Origin of the sequence: Arthrobacter sp. Bi26 (assembly GCF_918697925.1) — a bacterium.
GTDB lineage: Bacteria > Actinomycetota > Actinomycetes > Actinomycetales > Micrococcaceae > Arthrobacter.
Genome location: NZ_CAKKMF010000123.1, coordinates 1 through 9,945, shown reverse-complemented (window position 1 = coordinate 9,945; position 9,945 = coordinate 1). Strand labels below are relative to the sequence as shown.

The following is a 9,945-nucleotide window of genomic DNA, read 5'->3' as shown; positions in this document are numbered from 1 at the left end:
GATGACGGCGACCAGGACCACCAGTGCCAGCGGGGCAAGGAGGGTGGCGGGGGACGCCGTCGTGAGTCCCTGGACGGCAGAGACGGCGGCGTTGCTGCTTGGTCCGGCTTTGACGCCGAACGCTGCGGGGACCTGCTGCAGGAAGATGATCATGGCAATCCCGAGGGTGAACCCCTCGATCACCGGCCAGGGCAGCAGGGTCACGACCCGGCCGAGCTTGAGCACACCGGCGGCGACCACGATGACCCCTGCCAGGACGGCAACCGCGGCCAGGGCACCGACGCCCTGCGTGGCGATGACGGGACCCAGGACGACGACCATCGCTCCGGTCGGGCCGGAAACCTGGATGTTGGAACCACCGAAAACGGCGGCGACGATGCCGGCGATCACAGCGGTAATCAGTCCGCTGGCCGCTCCGGCGCCGGAGCTGACCCCGAAGGCCAGCGCCAGCGGGAGGGCGACGATACCCACGGTGACCCCGGCGATGAGGTCCCCTTTCCAGGTGCGGGGCAGATCCGTATAGTCCCTCGGGCCGGGCAGAAGCGCCCGGGCCGCGGTCAGGGCCTTCATCGTGAGCTGCCGTCGGCCGCAGCCAGCGGGGACGCAGCGGCCGGAGACGTGGCCTCGGAATGTTCGAGCTGCTCGCGGGTGGTGTGCAGCATGTCGTTGAGCAGCAGACGTGCCACGGACAGCAGGTCAGCGACCTGCGGGTACGCCAGGGAATAGAACATCTGCAGGGCCCTGCGTTCGCCCTTCACCAGGTGGTAACGGCGCAGCACGGACAGATGCTGGGACAGATGCGAGGCCTCCAGACCTGTCGCGGCGAGCATGTCAGTTACCGATACCTCGGGCGCCGCGGAGAGCAGCTCCAGCACCCTGATCCGCACGGGATGCGCCAGACCCTTGAAAAGATTGGCCTTCACTTCATATAACGGTGCCCGGAAATCCGAAAACTCGTCCATGCCTGCCTCCCGGCCTCTCACTACGAACCTCTGCTTGACTATTTCATACTTCTATCATCCAATATAACAGGGGATGGACCAGTCTGCCCCTGCCGGGCACCGGCTTCCGCGGACCGGACGGCCACTTCACGCCGGACCAGGGCATCCGCAGGTACCCTTGCCCGGCCGGGAAAGGGAGCACCATAATGCCCTTCCCGACAAAGACCCCTCCGGCCGCCACGGCCAGCCGGAGGACAGATGCCCGGCATCTGGGACCCGGTTCCCAGGTGCCGGGCCGGCCGCGTCATACCGCGGCCTTCGGACCCGATGCCCGGACCCTGCCCCCAGGCCCGGGCAGCGGCCCGGACAGCGGGCGGCGTGATGCGGCCGCTGCCGGCACCCGGACAAGGGCGGTCCGCGCCCGTTCCTGCCTCCGTGCCTCCGGCTCCGGCTCCGGCTCCGCCTATCGCCGGGGTGTCGGTGGACACCTCCGGCCCGGACGTGCGCGTGGACTTCGAACTGACCAGACCGGCAGGCAAGGGGAGCTACCTGGTGGGGCTCCTTGCCGGCGACGGGGGCCGCACCTCGATCCGGCACCTCACGGTCAGCCTTCGGGACGGGCGCGTCACCGGCCTGTCCACTTACGATGTCGGGACTGTCATCCGCCGTGCATCCCCGCGCCTGCGCGTCCTGCGTCAATGCACCGCGGCGCAAGGCTCGCCGACGCCGCGCCGGGGACCGAAGCATTCGGAGGACTCCGTGCCAGGCCGGACAGGAACCGGCCGGCGCCAGGGCGCCTCAGGGTCGAAGCCGGTCTTTTCATCGGCACCGTCCTGGTCCGGGACCTCGCCCCGGTGGCGCCTGCTGCACAACGGCTACCCCGTCGTCCACCTGGCCGAAAACACCGACCTAGACATCAGCGCGCTCGCCCGGTCGGGCCTGGAAACCGGCGCCCCGGACCTCAGGACCGTCCTGCCATGCGCCGAACGTCTGACGCCGAGACCCTAAACTTAAATTCAGGCCGCCTGCCTGCCGTTGCCGGTGAAGGCATGCCCGCCCCGGCAGGGGCACCGGGGACAGCGCTGCACGTCTGCCGCGGTAGTTCCCGGTTCCATCGGGTGATCTGCCTCGCTTCTCTCCACGGGGTGCTGAGCCGTGTTCAGACGTTCCTGCCGTCCTCCGTCCGCGACGGCGGTGCCATAGGGACTATTATATAAATTGATGTATTCATCAAATAGTAAATAACCTGAGGCCCCTGGCCCCCTTCGAGGGACTCGCAGCCGCTCCTGAACTCCTATTGGCCTCCGGCCGCGATGCTCCGATGAACCACCCATCACCGTCTAGGATCATCCCCGCCAACGCCACAAAGCGCGGGGGAAGGAAGAGAACCTTGCCAAACACCACACAGTCCACCGTCATGGATACCGCCCCGGCCGCCCTGGCCCGGCTTTCGGACTGGGTCGGCGAAGTTGCTGGCCTGACCCAGCCGGACCGCATCCACTGGGTCAACGGCTCCGAAGCCGAATACCGCCAGATCACCGACGGGCTCGTTGCGGCCGGAACCCTGGTCCGCCTGGACGCGGACAGGTTTCACAACTCGTTTGCCGCCTTCTCCGACCCCAAGGACGTTGCCCGGGTCGAAGAGCAGACCTACATCTGCTCCGAACACGAACGCGACGCCGGCTTTACCAACAACTGGATGGCGCCGGCACAGATGAAGGAGAAGCTGAACGGGCTCTTCCGCGGCGCCATGCGGGGACGCACCATGTACGTGATTCCGTTCGTGATGGGCCACCTCGACGCCGAGGACCCCAAGTTCGGCGTTGAGATCACCGACAGCGCCTACGTCGTCGCCTCCATGCGCATAATGGCCCACACCGGTTCCGAAGTCCTGGCCAAAATGGTCGAACTGGACGCGGACTTCGTCCCCGCACTGCACTCCGTCGGTGCACCGCTGGAGCCGGGGCAGCAGGATGTCAGCTGGCCCTGCAATGACGACAAATGGATCGTCCACTTCCCTGAGGAAAATGCCATCTGGTCCTACGGGTCCGGGTACGGAGGCAACGCGCTGCTGGGCAAGAAATGCTACTCACTGCGCATCGCGTCCGCGATGTCCCGGCAGGAGGGCTGGCTCGCGGAGCACATGCTCATCCTCAAACTCACCAGCCCGGAGCAGAAGGCCTACTACATCTCCGCCGCGTTTCCCTCGGCCTGCGGCAAGACCAACCTCGCGCTGCTGAACCCCACAGTGGACGGCTGGAAAGTGGAAACCCTGGGAGACGACATCGCTTGGATTCGTGTCGGAAAGGACGGGGAACTGCGGGCCACCAACCCCGAGGCGGGCCTCTTCGGCGTTGCACCCGGCACCGGATGGCACACCAACCCCAACGCGATGGACGCCATCGCCAAGGGCAACACCATTTTCACCAACGTGGCTCTCACCGATGACGGCGGCGTCTGGTGGGAAGGCATGACCCGGGACACCCCGGAACACCTGACCGACTGGACGGGCCAGGACTGGACGCCGGGCTCCGGCAGGCCCGCGGCCCATCCCAACTCGCGGTTCTGCACCCCCATCAGCCAGGTCGATATCCTGGCCGAGGAATACTACCAACCGCAGGGCGTGCCGCTCTCGGCCATCTTCTTCGGTGGGCGCCGGAAGACAACCATCCCCCTGGTCACCGAGTCCAGGGACTGGGTGGGCGGTGTTTTCATGGGGTCGACGCTGTCCTCTGAGACCACAGCGGCTGCCGCCGGCCAAGTCGGGGTCGTCCGCCGCGATCCGATGGCCATGCTCCCCTTCATCGGCTACGACGCCGGAAACTACCTCAACCACTGGCTGGAGATCGGCCGGGCAGCCAATCCCGCCACATTGCCCCGGATCTTCCTGGTCAATTGGTTCCGCCGCGACAGCGTTGGTGGCTTCCTGTGGCCCGGATTCGGAGACAACTCCCGCGTCCTGAAATGGGCCATCGAACGGCTCGAGGGGACAGCCGCTGCCATTGAAACTCCCATCGGCTTCGTTCCCGCACCGGAGTCCCTCGACGTCGAAGGCCTCGATGTCACCCGCGGACACCTCAGTGCCGCCCTGGCGGTCGATTCACAGGAATGGGCCCAGGAAATCGACAGCATCGATCAGTGGTACGCCCGGTTCGGTGACTCGCTGCCCCCCGAACTGCCGGCCGAGCTGCAACGCGTCAAAAACCGATTCGCTGCCCGCCGGGGGACGCCGCGCATCAGCTCCCGATAGGAGCCAGGGGTGGCACCCGGTGCCCGGAACCGTCGTGCACCGAGCGCCACCCCGGGTTCGCAGATGTCAGAGACCACCATCGGTGTGGGGCATTGTGCCCATGAAATCAAGGAGAGCGTATGAACGAAAAGATCAAGGTCGTTGGCTCCATTGTGGAGCTTGACGGCGACGAAATGACCCGCATCATCTGGCAGTTCATCAAAGACCGCCTGATCCTTCCGTATCTGGATGTGGACCTGAAATACTTCGACCTGTCCATCCAGAATCGTGACGCGACCGATGACCAGGTCACCATCGACGCCGCGAACGCGATCAAGAAGTACAACGTGGGCATCAAATGCGCCACCATCACCCCGGACGAGGCCCGGGTCAAAGAATTCGGCCTGAAGAAGATGTGGGTCTCCCCGAACGGAACCGTCCGCAACATCCTGGGCGGGGTCGTCTTCCGCGAGCCGATCATCATCTCCAACATCCCGCGCCTGGTCCCAGGCTGGAACAAGCCAATCATCATCGGACGCCACGCCTTCGGCGACCAGTACCGCGCCACCAACTTCAAGGCCCCGGGGGCCGGAACGCTAACCCTGACGTTCACGCCCTCCGACGGCGGCGAAGAGATCAAGCAGACGGTGGTCACCTACCCCGACGGGGGAGGGGTGGCGATGGGCATGTACAACTTCAATGACTCCATCCGCGACTTCGCCCGAGCTTCCTTCGCCTACGGGCTGCAGCGGAACTACCCGGTGTACCTCTCCACCAAGAACACGATCCTGAAGGCCTACGACGGCCAGTTCAAGGATCTGTTCCAGGAAGTGTTCGACGCCGAGTTCAAGGATCTGTTCGAAGCCGCCGGCCTCAGCTACGAACACCGCCTGATCGATGACATGGTCGCGTCGGCGATGAAGTGGGAAGGCGGCTACGTCTGGGCCTGCAAGAACTACGACGGCGACGTCCAGTCGGACACGATCGCCCAGGGCTACGGCTCGCTTGGTCTGATGACCTCCGTGCTGATGACCCCGGACGGCAAGACCGTCGAGGCCGAAGCCGCACACGGCACCGTGACGCGCCACTACCGCCAGCACCAACAGGGCAAGCCGACCTCCACCAACCCGATCGCCTCGATCTTCGCCTGGACCCGCGGCATCATGCACCGCGGCAAACTGGACAACACCCCTGCCGTCATTGACTTTGCCATCACTCTCGAAGACGTCGTCATCAAGACGGTCGAAGCCGGTCAGATGACCAAAGACCTGGCGCTTCTGGTGGGCCCGGACCAGGAATGGCTGAGCACCGAGGAATTCCTCGCTGCACTGGACGAGCACCTGAAGGCACGGCTGGGCTAGCCCATCTCCACGCGCCCGTTGACGTTACGTGGGCGACAGTTACCCGGTGTTGCGTGCTCACAGTCCGCGCTTACGTTGGCCAAACTTTGAACTTCACCCGTGCCACGCAGGAGAGTCTGTACATTTCGCAGCAGGGCATCAGCCAGAGCATTGCTGAGCTGGAGCGGGACGTTGGAGCCGCCCTGCTGGAACGGACGACGCGCAACGTGGCACTCACGGAGGCAGGTGAAGAGTTCCTGCCTGCAACCCGACGTGCTCTCGTTGAGCTCGACGCCGGCGTGGAGGCCGCCCGGCGTGTGCAAAGGAGACAGCTGGGCGTGCTAAAGATGGGTTTCACTGTTTCCTCTGCGCTCGAACTCATGCCACCGATCGTCGATACGTTCCGGTCCCGCTATCCGGACTTGACCATCGAACTGGAGAGTTTCAACCTGAACGATCCTTCATGCGGCCTGCTATCCGGAGAGTCTGACGCCGCCTTCGTACGACTCCCCATCGACCTCCCGGATCTGTGCACGGAGCACATCTTCGTTGAGTCCCGAGCGGCCGGCTTACCACGTGGACATTCCCTGGCGGCTTCGGAGTCCGTACGTCTGAAAGACCTGGCGGATCAGACCATCAGTGCGCCTCGCACGGCTGATGCGAGCTGGCGGGCGTTTTGGACATTGCGCGACAGCGGCCTGGAGGAGGAGTTACCGCCGCGGATCGGGCCGGTCAACTCGTCAGTGGAGGAGGAAATGGAAACTGTGTCAGCTGGCATGGCGCTCAGCGTAACCATGATCAGCATGGCTCGGCTCGCGCCTCGGGCCTCAATCGTCTACCGACCCATTGTGGACGTGCCCGGCTCGGTGCTTGCTTTGGCATGGCATGGCGCGGCCCGGCACGGCCCACACAGAGGCATTCCGCGCGGTAACCGCCGAAGTGCGCGACCGGGAGACCGCCATCGTCGGCCGCGTAGAGGCCGGTCACTAGCACTGAAGCTCATTGGCGAATGGGCGCCCCGGGAAGAACCCGGAGGCGCCGATAATGGACCGTCTGTCCGCCGAGGCAGAGGGCGCCTGAGCTTCGGCTGACCGGAATTTCGTTCCGGAAGGCTCCTGGCCCAGAATATAGAACAGCCGCACCTCGGCGTGGGTGCGGCTGGTGGCTGCGATGCTCTGAGTTGGCCAATTTGGCGTGTGTACATTGTGCACATTTTGGGCTGTGGATCGGATCGTACTGCTGCCGGACTGGCCCGGATTCGTTATGTTTCCGGGAGTTCCCAGAGTTTGCAGGGGTTGGAATGCAGTTCGAGTCCCACCTCGGGCACAGCATAACCCCTCGTCAGAGGGGTTTTTGCTTTAACGTGTTGACATAGCTTGTGGTGGCGTTCCTCTGACGCTAGGTTCGCGGGCTGTGGCCCGGCCGCCGCGGTGGGCCTATTCAGGTGTGTGGGGTGGCGGTTCAGGGCCCTGGCTGGCGGGCCCTCCGCCTGCTGGGATGTAGGGTAATTTGTCCTCTTCTCTGGCGTGTTCTGGTGGCCCTTATCGGCCATACACCTTCATGTCCAAGGGGTGTGTTGACGACATGACCAAGAATGATTTGTCCTGGTTTCCCACCGTTCAGTTTCTTGCGGTCCAAAGCAATCCGGCTACGGCGGGTTTGTCCGGCGAATGCGGGTGTGGATACTGTCCACACTTAGGTCTGCTTTTTTCGTTGACCCTCAGGCTGTCTCCGTCTTTACTTCTCGGCCTACATAAGTTCATGCGGCCGCGAGTCTTCAACGACCTGATTCCCGTGAGACGCAAGGTTCTCGGGGGGAGCTGCAGGCGCAGGCTGTGGGGGGCCGGAGCGGTCGCACCGAAACAGGAGTTCATGCCCGCACGTTAGTGGTCGTGTTAGTGGATAGCTGGCCAGTCGCCACGTTCGCGATCAATTCCGCTCTCAGTACACCTAGGACGCAGGGCCCCCTTGGCGGTTAGGGTCTTTGCATGTTGCCCGAGGCCGACAACTCGAAGCTGACATCGCGGGGACGGGATCAACTGCGGCAGGAAGAATGCCTTCCGTGCTCCTTCCGTAACGGCAGCTAAGAGCCTTTCACGCGGAACGTCGCCGCAGGGGGATGTTTCCGGCCGCGGGCGATTGGGGTCTTGAAGGATCGCTGGGGAGTAAAGGGAAGCCTGACGACGTCAGATTAGGGTGTACCCCATGCTGACTACCAGGACCGTACTTCGCAGCTGCGGTCAGCAATGCACGTGCGTTTGTTCCCAACATCGGACCACGACGTTGGCCCTTGTTTGAACCGACCAGACCGCGGTGCCTAAAGTGATCCCAGGTAGGGCTGGACCGCATCGGGAAGTCGTCTCGCAGACGCTATAAGGGGGACAGATCTAATTCATATGTCTATCCGTACGGCACCATGGGAGATAAGGCGACGGGGTGAGGAGCACGCCACAAGCTCTTGAGCTGGCTGCCTGAACGGCAGTTTCGAGCGCCAAGATCAGCTGAGTCTCCTTGTCGGCAGAGTGTTGGACGAACAGGTCAGCGATGATCCTTTACAAGGTCTTATCCGTTCTTGTGATGAGTTTGCGGGGCATGCTGTTGTTTCCTTGGGATACGGGCCCAGGTACGAAACCGAGGCTGGGCATCATGTCGGTGCCTGGCTGGGGCAGGTGGGCGTCGCCGATAAAACCTGGTAGCTCACTCCGCGGCTGCGACCTGGCTGGCGACGCGGTATCCGGCGTCCTTCAGTTCAGTGGCATGGGATGCAATGATGACGTCGGCGAAATTGTCAGCATAGTCTCCGAGGTCGGGGTGGATTGAGCCGACTATGGCGTAGACGGGTTTTCCGGTGCGGCGGGCAAGGATCTCCGAAATGATCTTGCCTTGTCCCGTCTGTGAGTCGAGGCGGCCTTCGCCGACCACGATGGCGTCGGCCTCCGCTGCCGATCGGTCAAAGTCCAGGAGGTCCAGCACGAATTTTGCTCCGGGTACTAACGCCGCCCCGTACATCGACCACATGCCTCCGCTGAAGCCACCTGCCGCGCCGGTTCGTGGGACCCCGCGCGGATCGCGCGGGTAGTCCGAGGCTTGGGCGTTTAGCCGGGCGGTGAGCTGATCTACCTCCGTCGGTCCTGCGCCCTTCTGCGGTCCGAAGACGCGGGCGGCGTCCTCGAAGGCAGTGGTTACGTCGCTGAGCACTGTCACGGAGGCGCCGCGTAACCCGCCGCGCTCCTCGATCGCTGTGATCGCGCCGCTGCCTCCGTCGGTTGTCGCGCTGCCGCCGGCGGCGACGAGGATCCGGCGGGCACCGCTTGCGGCTGCGTGGGCCATCAGGACGCCTGTTCCGTAGGTGTCGGCCGTGAGGGCGTTCCGCTCTCCCGGGCAGGGTGCGGTGATGCCGCTGGCTGCGGCCAGGCCGATCACTGCCGTGCCGTTCGGGGCCAGCCCGTAGGAGGCCCGTAGCGGATCGCGCCAGGGGCCGACGGTGTCCACGCGGACCTCCTCGGCTCCGAGGGAGCTGCTCAGAATTTCGTAGGTGCCCTCACCGCCGTCGGCTACGGGGAGTTCGGTGGCGTCGGCGCCGTAGGCCCGGGCGCCGGCGGCGATCAGGTTGGCGACGCGGGAGGCGGTGAAGGTGCCTTTGAAGCTGTCGGGGGCGATGAGGATGTGCATGTTCTTTGTCCTAGAAGCCGACGTTGTCGCGGCCCTTGAGTTGGAGCATTTCGCGGGCTTCGTCCGGGGTGGCCACTTCGAAGTTCAGCGCTTCGAGGATGGTTCTGATGCGCCGGACTTGTTCGGCGTTGGTTTTGGCCAATTCGCCGGGTCCGATCCACAGGGAGTCTTCCAGGCCCACGCGGACGTGGGATCCCATGGCGGCGCCGATGGTGGCCAGTGGCATCTGGTTCTTGCCGGCGCCCAGGATGGACCATTCGTAGTTATCGCCCAGGAGGCGGTCTGCTGTGCGGCGCATGTGCATGAGGTCTTCCGGGTGGGCTCCGATGCCCCCCAGGAGCCCGAAGACGGACTGTACGAACAGTGGTCCGCGCGCGAGGCCGCGGTCGTGGAAATGCGCGAGGTTGTTCAGGTGGGAGATGTCGTAGCACTCGAACTCGAAGCGGGTTCCGTTGGAGTTTCCGATGTTAAGGATGGTTTCGATGTCGGCGAAGGTGTTCTTGAAGACCAGGTCGCGGCTTCGCTCGAGTCCTTCGCGTTCCCATTCATGCTCGAAGTCTTTGAAGCGGTCCAGCATTGGGTACAGCCCGAAGTTCATTGAGCCCATGTTCAGGCTTGCCAGTTCCGGCTTGAAGACGGAGGCCGGAAGCATGCGCTCCTCGACCGTCATGTGCGGGGATCCGCCGGTGGTGATGTTGATGACGGCGTTGGTGTTGGCTTTGAGCTTGGCGAGGATTGGTTCGAAGTGGGCGGGGTCCTGGGA

The 9,945-nt window shown here is 64.1% G+C and carries 8 protein-coding genes; 4 read left to right on the top strand and 4 right to left on the bottom strand.

What is annotated here, in order from left to right:
* Both LQV16_RS21490 and LQV16_RS21485 read right to left on the bottom strand, forming a co-directional pair.
* A partial coding sequence (locus LQV16_RS21490; protein ID WP_253073985.1) for a SulP family inorganic anion transporter occupies positions 1–570 on the bottom strand: 570 nt, incomplete at its 3' end.
* Positions 567–962, bottom strand: a complete 396-nt coding sequence (locus LQV16_RS21485) for a metalloregulator ArsR/SmtB family transcription factor (protein ID WP_229995887.1) — start codon at positions 960–962, stop codon at positions 567–569. The genes LQV16_RS21490 and LQV16_RS21485, both read right to left, overlap by 4 nt.
* Positions 963–1,421: 459 nt before the next feature.
* Here LQV16_RS21485 and LQV16_RS21480 point away from each other — a divergent pair, with 459 nt between their 5' ends.
* From LQV16_RS21480 to LQV16_RS21465, 4 genes are all read left to right on the top strand, one after another.
* Positions 1,422–1,949: a hypothetical protein gene (locus LQV16_RS21480; protein ID WP_229995886.1), complete on the top strand. Its 528-nt coding sequence runs from the start codon at positions 1,422–1,424 to the stop codon at positions 1,947–1,949.
* Between the two features lie 382 nt (positions 1,950–2,331).
* Complete coding sequence (locus LQV16_RS21475) at positions 2,332–4,191, top strand: phosphoenolpyruvate carboxykinase (GTP) (RefSeq protein ID WP_290369411.1); 1,860 nt, start codon at positions 2,332–2,334, stop codon at positions 4,189–4,191.
* Positions 4,192–4,310: 119 nt separating this feature from the next.
* Positions 4,311–5,531 carry an NADP-dependent isocitrate dehydrogenase gene (locus LQV16_RS21470; protein WP_229995885.1) on the top strand — a complete coding sequence of 407 codons (1,221 nt, stop codon included), beginning with the start codon at positions 4,311–4,313 and terminating at the stop codon, positions 5,529–5,531.
* Between the two features lie 86 nt (positions 5,532–5,617).
* Positions 5,618–6,601, top strand: coding sequence for a LysR substrate-binding domain-containing protein (locus LQV16_RS21465; RefSeq protein WP_229995884.1), 984 nt, complete (start codon positions 5,618–5,620; stop codon positions 6,599–6,601).
* Positions 6,602–8,207: 1,606 nt separating this feature from the next.
* Here LQV16_RS21465 and LQV16_RS21460 read toward each other — a convergent pair.
* Positions 8,208–9,182 carry a glycerate kinase gene (locus tag LQV16_RS21460; protein ID WP_229995883.1) on the bottom strand — a complete coding sequence of 325 codons (975 nt, stop codon included), beginning with the start codon at positions 9,180–9,182 and terminating at the stop codon, positions 8,208–8,210.
* Between the two features lie 10 nt (positions 9,183–9,192).
* The coding region (locus LQV16_RS21455) for a 3-keto-5-aminohexanoate cleavage protein (RefSeq protein ID WP_229995882.1) at positions 9,193–9,945 on the bottom strand (753 nt) is incomplete at its 5' end.

Bases quoted from the DNA above. Each gene is read 5' to 3' on its own strand.
- LQV16_RS21460 (WP_229995883.1), bottom strand. From the start codon at position 9,182: ATGCACATCCTCATCGCCCCCGACAGCTTCAAAGGCACCTTCACCGCC.
- LQV16_RS21470 (WP_229995885.1), top strand. From the start codon at position 4,311: ATGAACGAAAAGATCAAGGTCGTTGGCTCCATTGTGGAGCTTGACGGC.
- LQV16_RS21485 (WP_229995887.1), bottom strand. From the start codon at position 962: ATGGACGAGTTTTCGGATTTCCGGGCACCGTTATATGAAGTGAAGGCC.